The sequence below is a fragment of the Streptomyces sp. CA-288835 genome (genome assembly GCF_050936385.1).
Taxonomy (GTDB): domain Bacteria; phylum Actinomycetota; class Actinomycetes; order Streptomycetales; family Streptomycetaceae; genus Streptomyces.
The window spans coordinates 6,791,288-6,812,707 of the sequence record NZ_JBNJMW010000001.1 but is presented as its reverse complement, the minus strand read 5'-3'; the positions used below and the strand labels follow the sequence as shown (position 1 = coordinate 6,812,707).

Below are 21,420 nucleotides of genomic sequence, written 5' to 3'. Positions count from 1 at the left end.
CATGACGATGAGGGCACGACGTGTGCGGGCCGCTCTGAAGGGCTGGGGCGGCGTCGGCGCGATGGCGGTCGTCCTGGCCCTGACAGCGGTCTTCGCGCTGGTGCTGCCGCTGTCGCAGTCCCGCGGGGACGGCAGCACGGGCACCGGCGGCCAGGGCGTGGCCGAGGGCACGCAGACCAAGGCCGAGGACTGCCCGAACCCGCAGGACCAGAGCCTGGCGCCGTCCGGCGAGGACGGCGCGACGATCCAGGAGATCCGGAAGCGCGGCTTTCTTCGGGTCGGCGTCGACCAGAACAGCTACCGCTGGGGCTACCGCGATCCGAACAGCGACTCGGAGACCAGTGAGCTGGAGGGCTTCGACATCGATCTCGCGCACGCGATAGCGGGCGAGATCCTCGGCGACCGGGACAAGATCCGCTTCCAGGCCATCCCCACCAATGAGCGGATCCCGGCGATCCAGGGCGACCGCGTCGACATGGTGGTGCGCACGATGACGATCAGCTGCACCCGGCTGGATGAAGTGGCCTTCTCCTCGCCGTACTTCGAGACCGGACAGCAGGTCCTGGCCCCGAAGACCTCGGGCATCAAGGGGTACGACGTGTCCTTGGCGAACAAGAAGATCTGCTCGGCGGACGGCTCCACCGCCTGGGAGACCCTGACCGCGGACAAGAAGTCCGGCAAGCTGGTCGCCTCCGCCGACATCAAGACCACCGTGCCCAACCAGCTCGACTGTCTGGTGAGGCTTCAGCTCGGTGAGGTCGACGCCGTGGTGACCGACGGCGCGCTCGCCGCGAGCCAGGCCGCGCAGGACCCGACGGTCGAGCTCAAGGGGGAACCGTTCACGACCGAGTACTACGGGGTGGCGATGAAGAAGGACGCCGACGACCTGGTGCGCCGGGTCAACCAAGTACTGGTGGACTACCGCAAGAACGGCTGGCAGCAGTCGTACGACAAGTGGCTCGAGCCGAGCCTCGGGGAGTCGGGTGGGCCACCGCCCGTCAAGTACCAGTAGCCCGAGCCGCGTTACGGCGGCCAACCTGATACCACCAACCTGATACCACTGGAGAGTTGCCCGGGGCGCGGGGGAACGCGCACAGGGAACGACTGAGAGCGAGAGGTGATCGATGGGCGCCGCGGGACCCTCCGGGCCGGTAATGGACCGGGACGAGGTGGACCGTGCGCTGGCGCGGCTCGGCGCGGAGCACGAGGCCATCGAGACCTCGCTCCTCGCCCTGCAGGACCACGCGGGCCGCAGACTCCTCGAAGGCGCCGAGCTCACGGGCACGACCCGGGAGCGCTGGACGGCCACCGAGGCGTCGATCTCGCTCCTGTGGACGTACTTCGACGCGTACGCGGACGCGTTGAGGTCCGCCCGTGACGTGCGCTCCCGCCGACGCTGGCCGAACCGCGACGACCTGGTGGAGCTGACGGAGCTGCTGCGCGGCGAGTGCGTCACGGTGGCGGGCAGTGCCGCCGCCACGGCCTCCGCGCCCACGATGGCCGGCACGGGAAAGCTCAGCGAGCGCTTCACCCTCGTCGAACTCGTGGAGCGTATGAACGAGTTGTACGCGAAGTCGCTCGACATGGTCGTGGCGGCCGACGCCGTCTGGTCGGCCCTGCCCGCCCGCATCGACCTGCTGGCCGCCGAGTTGCAGCGCACCCGCCAGCTCGCGCACTCCGTGGGCGTACGCCCCGGGGAGCACCCGGCGGGCGACGACCTGGAGCGGATCACGCGCACACTGACGTCGTTGCGTGAGCAGGTGGTGTCCGATCCGCTGGCGTTCTGGCGGCCCGCGCAGGGCAGTTCGGCGCCGGGCGGCGGGCGGCCCGACACCACGCGCTACGACCGGGAGGCGCGCGCCCTGGAGGATGTGCGCCGCGAGATCGACGCGGTGCTGAGCGTGCGGCAGGACGCGGAGGCGCGCCTCGTCAAGCTGCGGGACACGCTCTCGCGCGCGGACCGCACCCTGGCCGAGGCGCGCTCCGCGCGCGGTGAGGTGCTGGCGAAGATCGCCGCGTCGGAGGTGCCCGCGGTCAGCGGCCCGCCGACCGCGCTGCAGGAGCAGCTGGCGACGGCCGCCGAATACCGCAGACACGCGCAGTGGCACCGTCTCTCGCCGCTGCTGGAGTCCCTGGAGCAGAAGGCCGAGGACGAACTCCTCAGGGCCCGCGAGTCGTTGACGGCGGTCACCGCGCCGCTCGCGGTCCGTGCGGAGCTGCGCGGCCGGCTCGACGCGTACAAGGCGAAGGTCGCCCGGCACGGCCTCGCCGAAGACCCGCTGCTCGTGGAGCGCTACGACGCGGCGCGCCGCATGCTGTGGAGCGCGCCCTGCGATCTGCGCGTGGCGGAACAGGCGGTGTTGCGCTACCAGCACGCGGCCGCCGACTTGCTGGTGCCCAAGGTCCCCGGCCCAGCCAGCAACGGAGGACCACAGGACCGGAAGGGGCCCCTCGCGTGAGCGATAAAGGTGATGCAGCGTGAGCGAAGAGAACGCAGGCGAGCGGAAAGAGTGCCAGCGCCCCGGTTGCTCGGGGGCGTACGAGGACGTGGGCGGCGGCGAGTTGTACTGCGACACCTGCGGTCTGGCGCCGGTCGTCTCCCCGAGCGGCATGGTCGGCTCGCCGCCGACCGGGCTCACGGCGGGCGGCAAGAACTCGCGCGGGTCCGGCCGCGGGAGTGCGAGCTCGCGCTCCAGTTCCCGGTCCTCGTCGCGCTCGGCCCGCTCCTCGCAGTCCCGGCGCTCGGTGTCGGGGCGGCTGTCGCGCTCGTTGTCGGGGCGGACGTCGAGCCGTTCGGTGTCGGTGCGCAGCTCCGGCAAGACGACCGGGTCCTCCGGCCGCGGCCGGCTGGGCGTCGGCCTCGTCCAGGTTCCGGACGTGCCGCGCCCCGATCCGCGCGCGATGGTCCAGGAGAACCCCGAGGTGCCCGAGCGGAAGCGGTTCTGCTCGCGCTCCGACTGCGGGGCGCCGGTGGGACGTTCGCGGGGTGAGAGGCCGGGGCGTACGGAGGGTTTCTGCACCAAGTGCGGCCACCCGTACTCGTTCGTGCCGAAGCTGGCCGCGGGCGACGTCGTGCACGGCCAGTACGAGGTCGTGGGCTGCCTCGCGCACGGCGGGCTCGGCTGGGTCTACCTCGCCGTGGACCGCGCGGTGTCCGACCGCTGGGTGGTGCTCAAGGGCCTGCTCGACACGGGCGACCAGGACGCGATGGCCGCCGCGATATCGGAGCGCCGCTTCCTCGCCGAGATCGAGCACTCCAACATCGTGCGGATCTACAACTTCGTCGAGCATCTCGACCAGCGCACGGGCTCCCTCGACGGCTACATCGTCATGGAGTACGTCGGCGGCAAGTCCCTCAAGGAGATCGCCAACGAGCGCCGTACGCCCTCCGGGAAGCGGGACCCGCTGCCGGTCGAGCAGGCCTGTGCGTACGGCATCGAGGCGCTCGAGGCGCTCGGGCATCTGCACAGCCGCAACCTGCTGTACTGCGACTTCAAGGTCGACAACGCGATCCAGACCGAGGACCAGCTCAAGCTGATCGACATGGGCGCGGTGCGCAGGATGGACGACGACGAGTCGGCCATCTACGGCACGGTCGGCTACCAGGCGCCGGAGGTCGCCGAGCTCGGCCCGTCGGTCGCCTCCGACCTCTACACCGTCGCCCGTACGCTCGCCGTGCTGACCTTCGACTTCCAGGGCTACACGAACGTTTTCGTGGACTCCCTGCCCGACCCCGACAACATCGAGGTCTTCCGCCAGTACGAGTCGTTCTACCGGCTGCTGGTCCGCGCCACCGACCCCGACCCGGCCCGCCGGTTCGCCTCCGCCGAGGAGATGGCGGAGCAGCTGACGGGCGTACTGCGCGAGGTCGTGGCGCTCCAGACGGGCCGCCCCCGCCCCTTCCTCTCCACCCTCTTCGGTCCCGAACTGAAGGTCACGGACACGGAGTTGTTCGGGGAACTGGAAGGGGATGTGTCGCGGCTGGGGGCGCGGGCGGTGCCGGTGGGACGGCGGCGCCGGGCACTGGTCGGGGCCAGCGCGGGCCAGGCGCCCGCCGCGGGCAACGGCGGTGCGGCGCTTTCTTCAGGCACCGGCGGTGCCGCGCTGGTGGGCGGCGGAGCCGCTAACGCTCTTGGCGCCGGAGGCGCCGTGCAGGCGGGCGGCGGAGCCGCCAATGCCTCCCCCGCCCAAAGCGCGGCCAGCGCACTCGCGCCGAAGCCGACCGCCCTCGTCAAGCCCGTCGACGCCGCAGCCGCAGCGCTCGCCCTTCCGGTCCCCCGGGTCGACCCCGGCGACCCGAACGCCGGTTTCCTCGCCGGCCTCATGGCGTCAGCGCCCGCGGAGCTGATCTCCGCTCTGCACGCGGCGCCCACCGGCTCCCTGGAGCTGCGGCTGCGCGAACTGCGGGCCCGGCTCGAGATGCGCGAACTCGCCAGCGCCACCGGAACACTCGCGGCTCTGGAGGCGGACCACCCCGACGACTGGCGGGTGGTCTGGTACCGCGGTATCGCCGCGCTCGCGAGCGGCGACCACGAGGTGGCGGCGCTGTCCTTCGACGCGATCTACGACGCGTTCCCCGGCGAGCCCGCCCCCAAGCTGGCCCTCGGCCTGTGCGCGGAGGTCCTCGGGCAACTGGACAACGCCGCCGAGTACTACCGCCTGGTGTGGACGACCGACCCGAGCTATGTGAGCGCGGCGTTCGGACTGGCCCGCGTACAGCTGGCGGCCGGAGACCGGCAAGGGGCCGTACGGACCCTGGAGTCGGTACCGGAGGCGAACATCCACTACACGGCGGCCCGTGTCGCCGCCGTACGGGCGCGGCTTCGGCACCGGATCAACGAGGGGCCCAGCGCGCCGTTCCTGAACGACCTGACCGCGGCCGCCGGGCAGATCGAGGCGCTGCGCGGGTACGGCCTGGACGCGGTCCGCCGCGAGCAGTTGTCCACAGAGGTCCTCGGCTGCGCCCTGGACTGGGTACTCTCCGGTAGCCAGGGTTCCTCGCCACCGAGTACGGGAGCGCGGACCGTACTGCTCGGCAGTGACCTGGACGAGCGAGGCCTCCGTTTCGGTCTGGAGCGCTCGTACCGGACACTGGCCCGGCTCGCCCAAGGTGGCGAGGAGAGGATCGATCTGGTGGAGCGCGCCAACCGCTACCGCCCCCGGACGTGGGTGTAATTCATGTCGCAGATGCCCCCGGCGTTGTCGAAGTGCCCCAGCTGCGAGGAGCCGCTGGAGTCGGGCGACCGCTTCTGCGGTGCCTGCGGGTACGACCTGTCGGCCGTGCCCGCACCGCCGGACGACAACCCCACGATGACCATGAACGGCTCGGCGCCGCACCCCCCGTACCCTCCGGCCCCGCCGGTGGACTGGCCGGTCGCCCCCGAGGTGGACAGCTCCCACCGGCCCGCCCCGCTCCATGTGCCGTCGGAGATCCAGGGCACCGATTCGGCGGGCCACGAACTCCCGGCCCATGCGTCGGGCGTACGGTTCGACGGGCCCCCGGAGCCCGACGAGTACGCCTTGCAGGCACCAGACCCGCGTACCGCCGACTTCGTGGCGACCCCGTCCGCGGGCACCAAGGTGTGCGTGGCCTGCCGTGCGGGCCAGGTCGACCGGGACGGCTACTGCGAGAACTGCGGCCACGCACAGCCGCGTGAACGGGACCACATGGAACAAGAGTTGGACGCCGTGTCCGCGGTCAGCGACCGGGGGCTGCGTCACCACCGCAACGAGGACGCGTTCGCGATCTCCTCGACCGCACTGCCCGACGGCTCCTCCGCCGTCATCGCCATCGTCTGCGACGGGGTGTCCTCGGCGACCCGCCCGGACGAGGCCTCCCTCGCCGCGTCCCGCGCCGCCAACGAGTCGCTCCTTGAGGCCCTGCCCCGGGGCACGCACCCGCAGCAGGCCATGCACGACGCGATCGTCGCCGCCTCCCGGGCCGTCAACTCCCTTGCGGGAGCCGCCCCTTCCGAGCACGCCCCGCATCAGAACGCGCCCGCCTGCACCCTCGTGGGCGCCGTGGTCACCCCCACCCTGCTGATCGTCGGGTGGGTCGGCGACAGCCGCGCCTACTGGATCCCAGTGGATCGCACCGCCCCCGCGGCCCGGCTCACCGAGGACGACTCCTGGGCCGCGCAGATGGTCGCCGCGGGCCTGATGAACGAGGCGGAGGCGTACGCGGACGAGCGCGCCCACGCGATCACCGGCTGGCTCGGGGCAGATGCGTACGAACTGGAGCCGCACACCGCTTCCTTCAAGCCGGACCGGCCGGGTGTAGTGGTGGTGTGCACCGACGGGCTGTGGAACTACGCGGAGGCGGCCGAGGAGATGGCACAGGTCATCCCGCCCGACGCCGCGCTCCACCCGCTGCACAGCGCCCGGGTTCTGGTCGGCCACGCCTTGGACGGCGGGGGCCACGACAACGTAACAGTGGCCGTCCTGCCGTTCCCGGCCCCTCCGATGGGGGCAGGATCGGCCTGAGGCCGGGCGGACACGGCCGCGGACCGGAGGGGACCGGTCCGCTCACCGACATCACCCACGGTGCGTGGGGTTGCTTAGGGGGAGCTAGGAAGGCATGGCCAATTTCTCGAAGTCGAACGTGCCGCAGTTCTCGGTGGAGGTGTACCAGAACGAGTACCTGCCGGAAGGCGGGCGCGAGGTCAACGCGATCGTCACGGTGACCTCGACGGGCGGCGGCACCGTCGGGAGTGCGGTCGCCGCGCCGCACCTGTACACACCGGGCCAGGGCCCGGACGCGGCCGTGGCGATCATGGTCGACTGCTCGGGTTCGATGGACTACCCGCCGACCAAGATGCGCGGCGCCCGGGACGCGACGGCCGCCGCCATCGACGCCGTACGCGACGGAGTGCACTTCGCGGTGATCGGCGGCACGCATGTGGCCAAGGAGGTCTACCCCGGCGGCGGGCAGCTCGCGGTCGCCGACGCGGGGACCCGCGAGCAGGCCAAGCAGGCGCTGCGCAAGCTGAGTGCGGGCGGCGGCACGGCGATCGGCACCTGGCTGCGGCTCGCGGACCGGCTGCTGGCATCGGCGGACGTGGCGATCCGGCACGGCATCGTGCTCACCGACGGACGCAACGAACACGAGTCGGCGGAGGATCTCAAGGCCGCCCTCGACGCCTGCGCGGGGCGCTTCACCTGTGACGCGCGGGGCGTCGGCACCGACTGGGAGGTCAAGGAGGTCACCGGGATCGCCTCCGCGCTGCTCGGCACCGCCGACATCGTCGCCGACCCGGCGGGCCTGTCCGCCGACTTCACGCAGATGATGGAGACGGCGATGGGCAAGGAGGTCGCGGACGTCGCGCTGCGGCTGTGGACGCCGGTGGGCACCGCCATCAAGTTCGTCAAGCAAGTGGCGCCCACGGTCGAGGAGTTGACCGACCGCCGTACGGAGGCGGGCCCGCGCGCCGGCGACTACCCGACCGGCTCCTGGGGAGACGAGTCCCGCGACTACCACGTGTGCGTCGAGGTGCCCGAGGCGGGCATCGGCCAGGAGATGCTCGCGGCCCGGATCTCCCTGGTGATCCCGCAGACGGAGGGCCCGGCCCAGACCTTGGGCGCCCAGGGTCTCGTACGGGCCGTGTGGACCGACGACATGGCGGCGTCGACGTCGATCAATCCGCAGGTCGCGCACTACACGGGCCAGGCCGAACTGGCTGAAGCCATCCAGCAGGGACTGGATGCCCGCAAATCGGGAGATATCGATGGCGCAACGGCCAAGTTGGGCCGCGCCGTTCAGCTCGCCAGCATCTCCGGAAACGCGGATACGGCGAAACTGCTTGCGAAGGTAGTGGACGTGGTCGATGCCCCGGCAGGTACTGTGCGACTGAAGGCGAAGGTCGAGGAGGCCGACGAGATGACGCTCGAAACTCGGTCGACCAAGACTGTTCGTGTAAAGAAATAGCTGGTCCGGCCCCTCCCCGGGGGCTGGAGCGACGAAAGCCGGACCCTGTACCGAGGGGGACGGAGAACTTCGGTCCCCCGGGGCCGGAAGAAGAAAGGGGGAAGCGCCGACATGCCGACCTGCCCGAACGGACACCAGTCGGGTTCCGACGACTGGTGCGAGGTCTGCGGTCACCGCATGGCCGGTGCCGTGCCCCCTCCTCCGCCGCCACCCCCGGCCGCCGGCTACGGCTACCCGCAGCCCGGTTCGCAGCAGCACGGTCAGGGCGGACGCCCGCACCTGTCCGCCGTACCGGACTCGCCCTCGCAGGAACTCTGCCCGCAGTGCCGCACCCCGCGCGAGGGCGGGGCCCCGTTCTGCGAGGAGTGCCGGTGGAACTTCCTGACGAACACGGCGACCTCGTACACCCCGGCCGCGCCGCCCGGTGCCGGCGGTCCGAACCCGGCGCTGCGGTTCCAGCAGCAACAGCCCGGACAGCACGGCGGCGGCCATGACCCGTACGACTACCAGAGCTCGAGGCCCTCTCAGATGAACCGTCCCGCCGAGCCGCTCTCGCCGTACGGCGGCGACCCCTCGGGCCAGGGTGGCTACCCCGGTGGTCAAGGGGACTTCGGTGGTCAGGGGAACTACGGTGGTCAGGGTCAGGGCGGCCACCCCGGTGCCGCGCAGGCGTACCAGCAGCAGGCTCCGCCCGGATATCCGCAGCAGACCGGTCATCCGCAGGGTCCGGGCGGGCAGCAGCCCTACGGGAACGGGGACGACTGGGTTCTCCCTCCGCCCGGCGGCGACCCCAACGGCCAGGGCCAGGGTGGCTACGGCTACCCGCAGCCCGGCCAGACGCAGGCCCCGCCCGGCTACCAGCAGCAGCCGATGGCCTGGAACATCACGATCGGGCCCGACCGCGAGTACTTCATGGCGATGATGCAGCGCTCAGGACCGGAGGCCACGGGGCTCAACCTGCCCGCGTACTCCCCCGAGCAGCAGCGCCCGCTCATCGGCAACCAGATCACGATCGGCCGCCGTCGCCACTCCACGGGCGAGTCCCCGGACATCGACCTGTCGGTGCCGCCGGAGGACCCGGGCGTCTCGCACCAGCACGCGGTCCTCGTCCAGCAGCCGGACGGCAGCTGGGCGGTCGTCGACCAGAACTCCACGAACGGCACCACCGTCAACAACGGCGAGGAGCCCATCCAGCCCTTCGTCCCGGTACCGCTGCAGGACGGCGACCGGGTGCACGTGGGGGCATGGACGACGATCACGATCCGCCGGGGCTGAAGCAGTCCCAGCGCTGTGTGATCTGCGTTACGCGAGCGGCCAGGCGTACGGTCCTTCCGGGTCGTCCAGCCAGGCCCACTCGCGTTCGCCGCTGACCGTGATCCCGTACCGCTCCCGTTCCGGCTGCTCCTCGCGCTCCCACAGGGCCAGGGCCTCGTGGGGGTCGAGGGCGCCCGCGGTGAGGGCCAGCAGGAAGCGGAAGAGTTCGTTCTGGATCGCCCGGCGCGGCAGACCGCCGTCCGCCGTGGACCGCGGTTCGGGCCGCTCGGTGCCGCGCAGGGGCACGAAGTAGGCGGGCGTCTGCAGGAAGTGGCCCTCGGCGTGCCCGGCGTCGCGTACGCGCAGGTCGATCACGCCGGTCGCGATCGGCGCGAGGATATGGGCGCCTGGGTTGCACTGGGCGAGCCAGGGGCGCGGGATCGAGGTCACCGCGCAGGTCACGATGACGCGGTCGTACGGGGCATGCTCCGGGCAGCCGCGGGCGCCGTCTCCGGTGACGACTCTCGGGTGGTACCCGGCGGCGGCCAGATGCCGGCGGGCGGACTCGGTGATCTCCGGGTCCAGGTCGATGGTGGTGACCAGTTCGTCGCCGAGGCGGTGGGCGAGCAGGGCCGCGTTGTAGCCGGTGCCCGCGCCGATCTCCAGGACCGCGTTGCCGTCCCGTACCTCCAGCTCCGCCAGCATCTTCGCCATCAGGGACGGCTGGCTGCTGGACGAGACCAGCTGACCGTCGCGTACGCGGGTGGCCAGCGGGGAGTCCGCGTACGCGCCGCGCAGCCAGCGCTCACGGCGGCGCCGGTCGGGGTCCTCGCACCACAGTCGCTCATAGCCGTCCTCGGCACCGACGAAGTAGTACGGCACGAAGAGGTGACGCGGGACACTCTCGAAGGCCTCCCGCCAGCGCGGGTCACTGCTCCAGGCCCCGCCCGCCTCGATCTCGCGCACCAGCGCGGCCCGCGCCGTGGCGGCGAGGTCGTCCAGGCCGTGGTCGATGGCGTGCGCACTCATACCTCCACTGTGCGGCGCGAGGCTCGCAGGGGCGAGCGCTTGAATGCGCCGTTCCGCGCGCTTTCCCCGTAGTCCTAAGCCTTGAGTCCTCGGTCTACCCGTCTGAGACCATGGGTGACGTGGCTGCAATTTCCGGGGGACAACCCCCGGACCCCCGGCCGAACAGAGCCAGGGGCTGACCAGAGCGATTTTTGTGAGGCCAACCAACGTGGTCGAGATTCGGCGCGGCACGCTTCAAGAGCAGACCTTCTACGAGCAGGTCGGCGGGGAGGAGACCTTCCGCCGCCTCGTCCACCGTTTCTACGAGGGTGTCGCCGAGGACCCGCTGCTCAGGCCGATGTATCCCGAGGAGGACCTGGGCCCGGCCGAGGAGCGCCTCACGCTGTTCCTGATCCAGTACTGGGGCGGCCCCACCACGTACAGCGAGAACCGCGGCCACCCCCGGCTGCGGATGCGCCACGCCCCCTTCGCCGTCGACCGCGCGGCGCACGACGCCTGGCTGAAGCACATGCGGGTCGCCGTCGACGAGCTCGGCCTCTCCGAGGAGCACGAGCACACGCTGTGGAAGTACCTGACGTACGCGGCGGCGTCGATGGTGAACACGGAGGGCTGACGCACGCGGACTGACAGACCCGGCGAGCTGACACCGCTTTTCGAACGGCATCTATCACAATCCGGTCAAGCCCGGACGACAAGCGCTTACCCGTAGCCCCTTCCCTCTGACAACATCACCGGAGGTCCGGGACAGGCGGGGGGAGCCGGGTGACGGAGTTCGTCTTATCGCGTGCGCGGGCGCACCGTCTGCTGCTGACCGCAGCACTGCTCACCGTCATCCTGACGACCGCCGTCCTGACGACCCTCACCGCGTACTCGGGCGCGATCGGCGACGCGGCTCTGCGCCACTCGCTGCTCGCACAGGCCCGCGCCTCGGGCACATCGAGCGCGTCGGGCGCCTCGGACACCTCGGGCTCGTCGGGCTCGTCCGATACGGAGAGCGCCGCCGCCACGACCCTGTTCGTCGAGGCCGACGTGCCGGCGGACGAGCGCGAGGCCGCCGACAAGGCCGTACGAGACGGGGCTCGGCGTACCTTCGACGGGCTCCCGGTGACGCTGCGGACGCTGCTGCGGTCGGGACCGTACGCACTGCCGCGGTCCCTCCAGCCGCCCTCCGCCCGGTCCGGCGACCCGGATCTCACGCACTTCGCGGCGCTGGACCGCTCGCAGGTCCGCGTCGTCGAAGGGCGGCTGCCGCGCAATGCGGCAGGCCGCGAGATCGAGGTGGCCCTCCCCGAGGCGGCGGCGCGGGCGCTGTCGCTGAAGCCCGGCGCGCGGCTCACGCTCGTCGACCGGCTCGACGGGCCGGACGCGCGCATCCGGGTCAGCGGTCTGTACCGGCCCGCCCAAGTCACCTCGCCGTACTGGAAGTTGGACGAGCTCGGCGGCCGTGGCATCAAGGAAGTCGACTTCACCACGTACGGGCCGCTGCTCACCGATCCGGCGGTCCTGAGCGCGAACGGGCGGGTGAGCGAGGGGCCTTCGGCCTGGCTGGCGTCCGCCGACTTCCGGGAGCTGACCACCGGACGGATCGACGCCCTGCGGGAGGCCGCGCTCGCCGGTCCCAAGGCGCTGGTCAAGTCGCCCGCGATGCACGGGACCACGGCCGTCACGACCTCGTTGCCGGAGGAGCTGGACCGGGTCGAACGTTCGCTGCTGGTCTCCCGTTCGACGCTGCTGATCGTCGCGCTCCAGCTCGCGCTGCTCGCCGGCTACGCACTGCTGCTCGTGGCCCGGCTGCTGAGTACCGAACGGGCCGGTGAGACGCGGCTGTTGCGGGCGCGCGGCGGTTCGCGGGGCCGGGTCGCGGGCTTCGCCGCGATAGAGGCGCTGCTGCTCGCCGTGCCCGCTGCCGCATGCGCACCGCTGCTCGCCGGGCCGTTGACGCGGTTGCTGGCCGGGCAGGGGGCGCTGTCCCGGATCGGGCTGGAGCTCGACACCTCGGCGGCGGTCGGCTCGCTGTGGCTGGTGGCAGCAGGGGTGGCGCTGGGGTGTGCGCTCGCGGTGACCGTGCCCGCGCTGAGCGCGGAGCCCAAGGGCCGGGCCCGGGCGCTGCCCGCGCCGGTGCGGGCGGGCGCGGACGTCGGCCTGCTGGTGATCGCGGCGGTCGCGTACTGGCAGCTGAACCGCCAGACCTCCGGCGCCGTCACCGACGACACCTCCGGCACCCTCGGTATCGACCCGCTGCTCGTCTCGGCGCCCGCGCTCGCCCTGCTCGCCGGAACCGTCCTCACCCTGCGGCTGCTGCCGCCCGTCGCCCGTCTCGCCGAACGCCGCGCGGCCGGCGGGCGCGGACTGCCGGCGGCGCTCGCGGGCTGGCAGTTCAGCCGCCGCCCGATGCGCGGCGCAGGACCCGTACTGCTGCTCGTCCTCGCCATCGCCCTGGGCATGCTCGCCATCGGCCAGGGCGCCTCCTGGGACCGCTCGCAGGACGACCAGGCGGACTTCCAGTCCGGCACGTCGGTACGTGTACTCGGGGTCGGCGAGGGCGGGTTGGGCGCGGCCGGGGTCTACGCCGAGGTCGAGGGCGTACGCGAGGCCGCGCCCGCCGTGCGTACGACGCTGCCGTTGTCCGGCGACCGGACGGCTTCGGTGCTGGCCCTGAACACCGGGGACTTGGGGGAAGCGGGAGGCGGCGCACTGCTGATGCGGCGGGATCTGGCGGACGAGCCGGTGGGGCGGCTGCTGGCGGGGCTCGGGCCGGGGCGGGTGGCTGCCGAGGGTACGACGCTGCCGAAGGGGACCAGCCGCCTGGATCTGGGCCTTCGGCTCCGTGACATTGCCTCCAAGGCTTCCGGTGCCGGTCCTTCGGAGGTGACCGCGGACGTCGCGGTGACGCTGGAGGACCGGTACGGGGTGCCGTACCGGGTCACCGTCGGCGCACTCCCCGCCGACGGCCGGGCGCACACCCTCACCCTGGACCTCGAGCGGGTCGCGGCGGCCCCGGCCGAGCCGTTGACGCTCATCGGAATGCAGCTGGACATGACCCAGCCGATCGACAAGGCCGAGCAACACCGGTTCACCATCGAGGAGTTGACGGCCACGGGAGCCGACGGCCAGAAGCGCACTCTGCCGCAGCCCGCCTCCTGGAAGGCGAAGTCCCGTAGCGACAGCACCATGGTGGACCCCGAGGGTGACGCGGCCCCGACCCGTGCGCGCGTGGAGTCCTCCCGGCCGCTGACGGTCAGCTACGGCACCGGCTATGTGCCCCGCGAAGTCGCCTGGAATCCCTTCCCGTTCACGGTCCGGCTGCAGGTCACCCAGCCCGCCACACCGGAGGTCACGGCCCTGGCGACCGACCGTTTCCTTCAGTCGGCGGGCGCGCGCACCGGGCAACGGGTGGAGGTGCCGTTCGACGGCTCGACCGTGCCGGTGCGGATCGTGGGGAGCGTACGGGCGCTGCCGACCGCCGAGGACGCGTCGTCCACCAGTGGTGGCGCGCTGCTGGTCGATCTGCGGTCCGTGAACCGGGTACTGGAGGCGCGGTACGGCGAGAGCGTCACGCCCAGCGAGTGGTGGCTGCGGGCCGAGCCGGGCAGTGCGGCGCGCGTGGCGGCGCAGTTGCGGGAGCGGCCGGATATCGAGCCGTCTCAGGTGGTCGTGCGGGACGAGGTCGCGGACGGCCTGCGGGACGATCCCTTCGGGGCGGGGCCTCAGTCGGCGTTCGCGGCGGCGGCCGCGGTGGCCGCCGCGCTGGCCGCGGTCGGTTTCGCGGTGAGCACGGCGGGTTCGCTACGGGAACGGGGCACCGAGTTCGCGATCCTGCGCGCCCTGGGCGCCCCGCGCCGCCAGCTGGCCCGGCTGATCGCCGCCGAGCAGGGCGTTCTGATCGCGCTCGCGTTGGTGGTGGGCGTGGCGCTCGGGGCGGTGCTGACGCGGGCGGTCATCCCGCTGATCGTCCTGACCCCGCGGGCTACGCAGCCGGTGCCGCAGGTGCTGGTGGAGCTCCCGCTGGGTCAGGTGGCCGTCCTGCTGACGGCGGTCGTCGTCTTGCCGTTGCTGGTCACGGCGGTGCTGGCGCTGCGGCGGCAGGATGCGGCGAGTTCGCTGCGAAGCCAGGGGGGTGAGTGACGTGGCCGCACCTCGTGACTCGGTCACGCCTCATGACGAGGCTGCACCTCATGACGAGGCCTCGTCTCGCAACACGACGCCTCATGACAAGGCCGCGCCTCGCCACACGGTCGCCCCCTGGACCCGTACCCGCCTGCGCGCCGCGCCCGGTGCCGCCATCGCCCTCGCCCTGCTCGTCGCGCTGACCGCCTCGCTGGCCGCCGTCTTCCCGCGCGCGGTCGACCGTTACGAGGACGAGGGTCTGCGCCACGCCGTCGAACAGGCGACGGCCCAGTCGAGCTCCGTACAGCTGTCCGCGCCGCAGCCCTGGGGCCCCATCTCGCAGGGGGAACGGGAGTCGGCCCTGCGCCCGGACAAGCTGCGCGAGCAGTACGCGCAACTGCAGGCTTTGGTACGGGCACCCCTCGTCCCGGACCGTGAGCAGTCCACGTACGGCGTCCGCAACACCGAGCCGCTCGAGGCGCCCGAGCGCTGGCTGCCGCGGCCGAGCGGGCTGCCCGCGCAGATGTCGCTCGCCGCGCTAAACGGCCTCGCCGACCACTCCAAGCTGCGCGAGGGACGCTTCCCGCGCACCGACGGCAAGGTGACCGCCGCGACGGCCGAGGTGGAGGCCGCGGTCACCACGGAGACCGCCGCGAAGCTGCGGATCAAGGCGGGTTCGGTGATCCACGTACCCGGAGTGGAGCGCGCCCCGCTGGCCGTCCGCATCACCGGCATCGTCGCCCCGCGCGATCCGGAAGGCCCGTACTGGACGACCCAGCCCCTGCTGCGCCGCCCCTCCCTCTCCCGGGTCCCCGGCTCGATCGGCAACGAGCAGACGTACTGGCTGGGCGCCCTGCTGCTGGCCCCGGAAGCGGCCCCCGCCCTCCTCGGCACGCCCGGAAACCCGGTGCGCTACTGGCAGCTCGCCCCCGACCCCGCAAGCCTGACGGCGCGCGATCTGTCCCGGCTCAGCAGCGCCGTCGCCGCGCTCGAATCCGGCCCTGACCTGCTGAAGGTCCGCCTCCTCACCGACCCGGATGCCGATGTGGCCACCGACCTCGACGACATCCTCACCTCGTACGGCGAGCTCCGCTCCGGCATCTCGCCCCTCGTCGCCGTCGCCGTTTTCGGCACCGGCGCGGTCGCCGCGATCGTCCTGCTCATGGCCGGTGGCCTCGCCGCCGACCGCCGCCGCACCGAACTCGCCCTGCTGCGCGCCCGCGGCGGTTCCCTGCGCGGCGTCATGGGGCGGCTGCTCGCCGAGACGGCCGTGGTCGCGGTTCCGGCGGGCGCGCTCGGCCTGACGGCCGCCCTGTTCGCCGTCCCGTACGGCCGCCTCTCGTACGCCGTGACGGCCGCCGTCGCGGTCACCGTGCTCGCCTGCGTCGTGCTCCCGCTGCGCGCCGCGAGTGCCCACCGTGCCGTACGCGTCCACGGCGCCCGTGAGGACCTGACGTCCGTACGTCCCTCACGCCGCCGTACGGTCGCCGAGGTCACCCTGCTCATCCTGGCGTCGGCGGCGGTGTTCGCGCTGCGGCGGCGCGGGGCGGCGTCCGGCGATCAACTGGTGGCGCTGGCCCCGGTGTTGATCGGCGTCATCGCCGCGCTGGTGCTGGTCCGGGTCTACCCGTTCCCGCTGCGCCACCTCGCCCGTCCCGCGGCCCGGCTGCGCGGGGCCGTCGGCCATCTCTCGCTGGCGCGCGCGGGCCGCACCTCCGTCTCCACGGTGCTGCCGCTGCTCGCGCTGCTGACCGCGCTGACCACCGCCGCGTTCGGGGGTTCCGTGCTGGCGGGCGTGGCGGACGCGCGGGACCGGGCGGCGGTCCTCGCCCTCGGTGCGGACGCCCGCGTCGAAGCCATCGGCCCGCTGCCCGCCGACCTGCCCGAGGAGCTGCGCTCGACGTCCGGCGCGGACGAGGTCACGGCGCTGAGCATCGCGTACCAGGCGAAGCCGGAGGGCGGTCCGGTGACGGTGCCGCTCGCGGGGGTGGAGCCGGAGGAGTACGCGAGGCTGGCGGGGCGGACGGGGCTCGGGGCGTTTCCCGAGGGCGAGTTGAGCCGCTCGGGGCAGCGGGTTCTTCCCGCCCTCGCCTCCCCCTCGGTCGCCGAGCGGTACGGCACCCGGCCCCTGCCCGTACGGCTGGAGGACGGCAGCGAGGTGACCGTCCGGATCGCTCTCGTACGGGAGCTGACGCCGGCCGTGTCCGGCACCGAGTTCCTGGTGGTGGACCGCTCCGGTCTCGGCGCCGAGGCCGCGCGTCCGACTGCTCTGCTGTTGACCGGCGATCACCTCAACGCGGGCGCGCTGCACAAGGCCGAGGGTGCCGGCACGGACGTACGACTGCGGTCCGAGGAGCGGGAGCGGTACGTGGACTCCCCTCTCCAGTCCGGCGCCGAGCGTGTCTACGCGGCGGCGGTGGCGGCGGGCGCCGGATATGCCGTACTCGCGCTGTTGCTGGCCCTGGTCCGCGCCGCTCCGGAACGCGCCGCCCTGCTGGCCCGGCTGCGCACCATGGGCCTCACCCGTAGCCAGGGGCGCCGGCTGCTCGTACTGGAGGCGCTGCCGGGGGCTCTGCTCGCGGCGGCGGGCGGCGCGCTGACCGGCTGGGCGGCCGTCCGGCTTCTGGCGCCGGGCGTGGACCTGACCACGATCGCGCTCGCCACGGCGGGCGGCGCGAGCGCGCAGGGCGCCGCCCCGTTGCGTACGGACCCGGCGTCCCTGTTGCTTCCCGCGCTGGCCGTTCTCGTCCTCGCGACGAGCATCGCGGCTGCTCAGGCGTGGTGGACGGGGCGGAAGGGGTCGGTCACGGAACTCCGGGCGGGGGATGCGCGATGACGACCACGATCCTCCGGGGTGCCCAATGACGGCCACGGCTATGGCTACGACCACGACCGCAGGAGTCGCCTGATGACGGCGATTATCACGACCGTAGGAGTCGCCCGATGACGGCCACGAACCCGACCTTCGCCGATCTGGCCCAGCGCGCCGCCGACCGCCGGGACCGGCCCGCCTACGGCCATGACGCGCTGATCACCTGTGACCGGCTGGTCCGTGTCTTCTCCACGGACGGTGTGGAGGTGCAGGCGCTCCAGGGGCTCGATCTGCTCGTCCGCGAGGGCGAGTTGATGGCCCTGGTGGGGGCGTCCGGCAGCGGCAAGTCGACCCTGATGAACATCCTGGCCGGCCTCGACACCCCCACGGCGGGCGCGGCCCGGGTCGCCGACCACGACCTGCTGACCATGAACGCGAAGGACCGCCTCCGCTACCGGCGCGAGACGGTCGGCTTCGTCTGGCAGCAGACGGCCCGCAACCTGCTCCCCTATCTGACCGCCGCGCAGAACGTCGCCCTGCCCATGCAGCTGCGCGGCGCCCGCGGTGGCATCCGTAGTCGCCGGGCGAAGGCCGAACGTGCCCTGGAGCTCCTGGAGTTGCTGGGCATCGCCGAGTGCCGGGCGCGTCATCCCCACCAGTTGTCCGGCGGACAGCAGCAGCGGGTCGCCATTGCCGTGGCGCTGGCCAACTCGCCCGCCGTGCTCCTCGCGGACGAGCCCACCGGTGAGCTGGACTCGCACACCGCGGAGCAGATCTTCGCCGCGTTCCGTACGGCGAATGAGCGCCTCGGCACCACGATCGTCATCGTCACCCATGACCAGGCGGTGGCCGGCGAGGTCCGCCGTACGGTCGCCATCCGCGACGGGCGCACCTCCACGGAGGTGCTGCGCCGCACGGAGGTCGATGCCGCGACCGGCGACGAGAGGGTGGTGGCCCGCGAGTACGCCATGCTCGACCGGGCGGGGCGGCTTCAGTTGCCGGCCGAGTACACGGAGGCGCTCGGGATGCGCGACCGGGTCGCGCTCGAGCTGGAGCCGGACCATATCGCGGTCCGCCCCGACGGAGACGCTCCGCTGGAGGGGCAGTGACCATCTGCGGGTCCGGTGGGGGCTGGTCGCGCCCGCGCGGTGGAGCCGCAAATTGACGCAGCCCCGCGCCCCTGGGGTTCGTGGTGGGTGCGGGGCCGCGTCGGGGGTGTCCGTCCTCGGACCGGCGCGCGTTGCTGTCGGCTGGTAGAGGGTGCTCGGGGTGGCGCGCCGGCCGCTGCGGGCGCACACCCCCGCCCCGTCCCCTTGCCGCCGTGGGCGGCTGCGGGGCCATGGGGGTGCGGGCTCCCTCCGGGCGCGGCCAGCCGCAGGTTCTTTAAAGGGGCGCCCCCACTCGGCCCCCGCTCACAACATCACGCCGGTGACGGCTGGGCGCGATCAGCGGACGCTGACGTCCAAGGCACCGAGTCCCGCCCTGCGTACCGCGATCGAGCCGTACGGCGTGCGCAGTCTGAGCCACGGGCCCGAGGACAGCAGTGCCAGGGCCGGCTCTTCCGGTGTGGCTGGGCGGGCTGGGCGCAGGAAGCCCAGTGACTGGGCCGCGTGTGCCGCCCTCACCGGGAGGTCGGTGTCGCCGATCGGGCGGGACCAGATCTCCCGGCCGATCCGGTCCAGCTCGGTGCGGGTGCGCTGCTCTGGCGCCAACTCGCCCGTGCGGGAACGGAATTCGGCCACCGCCGAGGCGACCATCGACCGCACCGTCTCCAGCGGGGGCAGCCCCGGCTCCGGGCGCCAGCCGCTGCGCGGGGGCAGGACGCCTGCCCAGGGTGGGCCGGTGACGGCGGTGGGTACGGCGGCCGTGGCCGCCGGCTCGTCGATGGACTCCAGGAGTTCGCCGGCCGAGACGGTCACGTCTAGGGAGACGTCGAGGCCGTTCTCGTACGGCTTGGCCAGTCGTGCCGTACGGATGGCGAGGACCTCGAACGACGGGGGGCGGCCGAAGACCGCGAGCGCCGTCCCCGATCCCTGCAACCGTACGGCTGCCGCGCGGTCGTAGTGGATCAGCCGGGCGAGGAAGGCGGCGAGGTCCGCCGCCTCCCCGGCGTCGGCGAGGTGCAGGGCCGTCATGCGGCGACTGCCTCCGAGGGGTCTTCGTCGTCTTCGGTGGAGTCCGTGTACTCCTCGAGGAAGGCCTTCTCCTCGGCGGTGATCCGGCGCGGTCGCTGCGCCTCGAAGTCGAACGGCACGATCACCGTCGAGGCCCGTACATACACCTGGTCCGGGTCCTTGACCTCGTACGTGATGGTGAAGGACGCCGCCCGGATCTCCGTGACCCACAGCTCGATGTCCACCGGCGTGTGCCGGTGGACGAGCTGCTGCTTGTAGTCGATCTCATGGCGTGCCACCACGGACCCCTGCTGGAAATCCTTGTCCGGGCGGAACAGGAAGTCGATACGGGCTTCCTCCAGGTAGCGGAGGAAGACCACGTTGTTGATGTGGCCGTACGCGTCCATGTCCGCCCAGCGCAGTGGGCAGCGGTAGATGTGCCGCAAGATCAGCCCCGGGTCAGCTTCTTGTAGGTGGCGCGGTGCGGACGCGCGGCGTCCGGGCCGAGCCGTTCGATCTTGTTCTTCTCGTACGACTCGAAGTTGCCCTCGAACCAGAACCACTTGGAGTCGCCCTCGTAGGCGAGGATGTGCGTCGCCACGCGGTCGAGGAACCAGCGGTCGTGGGAGACGACCACGGCGCAGCCGGGGAACTCCAGCAGCGCGTTCTCGAGGCTGGACAGCGTCTCGACGTCCAGGTCGTTGGTCGGCTCGTCGAGGAGCAGCAGGTTGCCGCCCTGCTTGAGGGTGAGCGCGAGGTTGAGGCGGTTGCGCTCACCGCCGGAGAGCACACCGGCCGGCTTCTGCTGGTCGGGGCCCTTGAAGCCGAAGGCGGAGACGTACGCGCGGGACGGCATCTCGACCTGGCCGACGTTGATGTAGTCCAGCTCGTCGGAGACGACGGCCCACAGCGTCTTCTTGGGGTCGATGTTCGCGCGGGTCTGGTCGACGTAGCTGATCTTGACGGTGTCGCCGACCTTGATGGCACCGGAGTCCGGCTCCTCGATGCCCTGGATCATCTTGAACAGCGTGGTCTTGCCGGCGCCGTTCGGGCCGATGACGCCGACGATGCCGTTACGCGGCAGCGTGAAGGAGAGGTCGTCGATGAGGAGCTTCTCGCCGAAGCCCTTGCTGAGGTTGTTGACCTCGACGACCACGTTGCCAAGCCGCGGGCCCGGCGGGATCTGGATCTCCTCGAAGTCCAGCTTCCGCATCTTGTCCGCCTCGGCGGCCATCTCCTCGTAACGGGCAAGGCGCGCCTTGGACTTGGCCTGCCGGCCCTTGGCGTTGGAGCGGACCCACTCGAGCTCTTCCTTCAGACGCTTCTGCCGCTTGGCGTCCTTCGCACCCTCGACCTTGAGACGGGCCTGCTTGGTCTCCAGGTACTGCGAGTAGTTGCCCTCGTAGCCGTGGAGGCGGCCGCGGTCGACCTCGCAGATCCATCCGGCGACGTTGTCGAGGAAGTACCGGTCGTGGGTGACGGCGACGACGGTGCCCGGGTACTTGGCGAGGTGCTGCTCCAGCCAGTTCACGGACTCGGCGTCGAGGTGGTTGGTGGGCTCGTCGAGAAGCAGCAGGTCGGGCTGCTCGAGCAGCAGCTTGCAGAGCGCGACGCGGCGCTTCTCACCACCGGAGAGGTTGGTGACGGGCCAGTCACCGGGAGGGCAGCCCAGGGCGTCCATGGCCTGCTCGAGCTGGGCATCCAGGTCCCACGCGTTGGCGTGGTCGAGTTCCTCCTGGAGCTTGCCCATCTCGTCGAGCAGTGCGTCCGAGTAGTCGGTCGCCATCTGCTCGGCGATCTCGTTGAACCGGTCGAGCTTGCCCTTGATCGAGGCGACACCCTCCTGGACGTTCTCCAGGACGGTCTTGTCCTCGCTCAGCGGGGGCTCCTGCAGCAGGATGCCGACGGTGTAACCGGGCGCCAGGAACGCGTCACCGTTCGACGGCTGCTCAAGGCCGGCCATGATCTTGAGGACTGTCGACTTACCGGCACCGTTCGGGCCGAGGACACCGATCTTCGCGCCAGGCAGGAAGCTCAGGGTGACGTCGTCGAGAATCACCTTGTCGCCGTGCGCCTTGCGCGCCTTGCGCATGGTGTAAATGTACTCAGCCAAGAGAAACCGTCCGGACGCTTGAAATCGGCAGTGGGCAGATACACCCCATCTTGCCCGACCGCCACCC

14 protein-coding genes are annotated in these 21,420 nt (G+C 72.1%); 10 read left to right on the top strand and 4 right to left on the bottom strand.

The features are described 5' to 3' along the window. Window positions 1-7 precede the first annotated feature (7 nt). The 6 genes from ACQEVY_RS30905 (at window position 8) to ACQEVY_RS30880 (ending at window position 9,199) form a co-directional block, all read left to right on the top strand. Window positions 8-1,012 (top strand): glutamate ABC transporter substrate-binding protein, encoded by a 1,005-nt coding sequence (locus ACQEVY_RS30905; RefSeq protein WP_432952649.1) that lies wholly within the window; start codon window positions 8-10, stop codon window positions 1,010-1,012. A gap of 112 nt (window positions 1,013-1,124) precedes the next feature. Further along, entirely contained in the window at window positions 1,125-2,459 is a 1,335-nt protein-coding gene (locus ACQEVY_RS30900) for a hypothetical protein (protein ID WP_432952648.1), read from the top strand. A 19-nt stretch (window positions 2,460-2,478) separates the two neighbouring features. After that, a complete protein-coding gene (locus tag ACQEVY_RS30895; protein ID WP_432952647.1) occupies window positions 2,479-5,175 on the top strand; it encodes a tetratricopeptide repeat protein in 2,697 nt (898 codons plus the stop codon). A 3-nt stretch (window positions 5,176-5,178) separates the two neighbouring features. Next, window positions 5,179-6,483, top strand: a complete 1,305-nt coding sequence (locus tag ACQEVY_RS30890; protein ID WP_432952646.1) for a PP2C family serine/threonine-protein phosphatase — start codon at window positions 5,179-5,181, stop codon at window positions 6,481-6,483. Window positions 6,484-6,577: 94 nt separating this feature from the next. Beyond that, window positions 6,578-7,924, top strand: a complete 1,347-nt coding sequence (locus tag ACQEVY_RS30885; RefSeq protein WP_432952644.1) for a vWA domain-containing protein — start codon at window positions 6,578-6,580, stop codon at window positions 7,922-7,924. Window positions 7,925-8,035: 111 nt separating this feature from the next. Further along, window positions 8,036-9,199 (top strand): FHA domain-containing protein, encoded by a 1,164-nt coding sequence (locus tag ACQEVY_RS30880; RefSeq protein ID WP_432952642.1) that lies wholly within the window; start codon window positions 8,036-8,038, stop codon window positions 9,197-9,199. A gap of 27 nt (window positions 9,200-9,226) precedes the next feature. On the opposite strand, the gene ACQEVY_RS30875 is transcribed toward ACQEVY_RS30880, so the two are convergent. Beyond that, entirely contained in the window at window positions 9,227-10,207 is a 981-nt protein-coding gene (locus tag ACQEVY_RS30875; RefSeq protein ID WP_432952641.1) for a methyltransferase domain-containing protein, read from the bottom strand. Window positions 10,208-10,415: 208 nt separating this feature from the next. Here ACQEVY_RS30875 and ACQEVY_RS30870 point away from each other — a divergent pair, with 208 nt between their 5' ends. From ACQEVY_RS30870 to ACQEVY_RS30855, 4 genes are all read left to right on the top strand, one after another. Next, window positions 10,416-10,820, top strand: coding sequence for a globin (locus ACQEVY_RS30870; protein ID WP_165341989.1), 405 nt, complete (start codon window positions 10,416-10,418; stop codon window positions 10,818-10,820). 149 nt (window positions 10,821-10,969) lie between these two features. After that, complete coding sequence (locus tag ACQEVY_RS30865; protein WP_432952640.1) at window positions 10,970-14,332, top strand: FtsX-like permease family protein; 3,363 nt, start codon at window positions 10,970-10,972, stop codon at window positions 14,330-14,332. After that, window positions 14,295-17,150 carry an FtsX-like permease family protein gene (locus ACQEVY_RS30860; protein ID WP_432952639.1) on the top strand — a complete coding sequence of 952 codons (2,856 nt, stop codon included), beginning with the start codon at window positions 14,295-14,297 and terminating at the stop codon, window positions 17,148-17,150. The genes ACQEVY_RS30865 and ACQEVY_RS30860 overlap by 38 nt, the downstream gene beginning before the upstream one ends. 107 nt (window positions 17,151-17,257) lie before the next feature. Then, a complete protein-coding gene (locus ACQEVY_RS30855; protein ID WP_432952638.1) occupies window positions 17,258-18,235 on the top strand; it encodes an ATP-binding cassette domain-containing protein in 978 nt (325 codons plus the stop codon). A gap of 336 nt (window positions 18,236-18,571) precedes the next feature. On the opposite strand, the gene ACQEVY_RS30850 is transcribed toward ACQEVY_RS30855, so the two are convergent. The 3 genes from ACQEVY_RS30850 to ettA are packed head-to-tail and all read right to left on the bottom strand — an operon-like array spanning window position 18,572 to window position 21,353. Then, window positions 18,572-19,261 carry a hypothetical protein gene (locus tag ACQEVY_RS30850; protein WP_432952637.1) on the bottom strand — a complete coding sequence of 230 codons (690 nt, stop codon included), beginning with the start codon at window positions 19,259-19,261 and terminating at the stop codon, window positions 18,572-18,574. Beyond that, complete coding sequence (locus tag ACQEVY_RS30845) at window positions 19,258-19,686, bottom strand: acyl-CoA thioesterase (protein WP_432952636.1); 429 nt, start codon at window positions 19,684-19,686, stop codon at window positions 19,258-19,260. Before ACQEVY_RS30845 ends, ACQEVY_RS30850 begins: the two co-directional genes overlap by 4 nt. Before the next feature lie 2 nt (window positions 19,687-19,688). Continuing rightward, a complete protein-coding gene (ettA, locus tag ACQEVY_RS30840; protein WP_328771514.1) occupies window positions 19,689-21,353 on the bottom strand; it encodes an energy-dependent translational throttle protein EttA in 1,665 nt (554 codons plus the stop codon). Between the last annotated feature and the right edge of the window lie 67 nt (window positions 21,354-21,420).

Excerpts from the sequence above, each read along its gene's own strand:
- ACQEVY_RS30905 (WP_432952649.1), top strand. The coding sequence starts at position 8 with ATGAGGGCACGACGTGTGCGGGCCGCTCTGAAGGGCTGGGGCGGCGTC.
- ACQEVY_RS30900 (WP_432952648.1), top strand. The coding sequence starts at position 1,125 with ATGGGCGCCGCGGGACCCTCCGGGCCGGTAATGGACCGGGACGAGGTG.
- ACQEVY_RS30890 (WP_432952646.1), top strand. The coding sequence starts at position 5,179 with ATGTCGCAGATGCCCCCGGCGTTGTCGAAGTGCCCCAGCTGCGAGGAG.
- ACQEVY_RS30885 (WP_432952644.1), top strand. The coding sequence starts at position 6,578 with ATGGCCAATTTCTCGAAGTCGAACGTGCCGCAGTTCTCGGTGGAGGTG.
- ACQEVY_RS30880 (WP_432952642.1), top strand. The coding sequence starts at position 8,036 with ATGCCGACCTGCCCGAACGGACACCAGTCGGGTTCCGACGACTGGTGC.
- ACQEVY_RS30875 (WP_432952641.1), bottom strand. The coding sequence starts at position 10,207 with ATGAGTGCGCACGCCATCGACCACGGCCTGGACGACCTCGCCGCCACG.
- ACQEVY_RS30860 (WP_432952639.1), top strand. The coding sequence starts at position 14,295 with ATGCGGCGAGTTCGCTGCGAAGCCAGGGGGGTGAGTGACGTGGCCGCA.
- ACQEVY_RS30855 (WP_432952638.1), top strand. The coding sequence starts at position 17,258 with ATGACGGCCACGAACCCGACCTTCGCCGATCTGGCCCAGCGCGCCGCC.
- ACQEVY_RS30850 (WP_432952637.1), bottom strand. The coding sequence starts at position 19,261 with ATGACGGCCCTGCACCTCGCCGACGCCGGGGAGGCGGCGGACCTCGCC.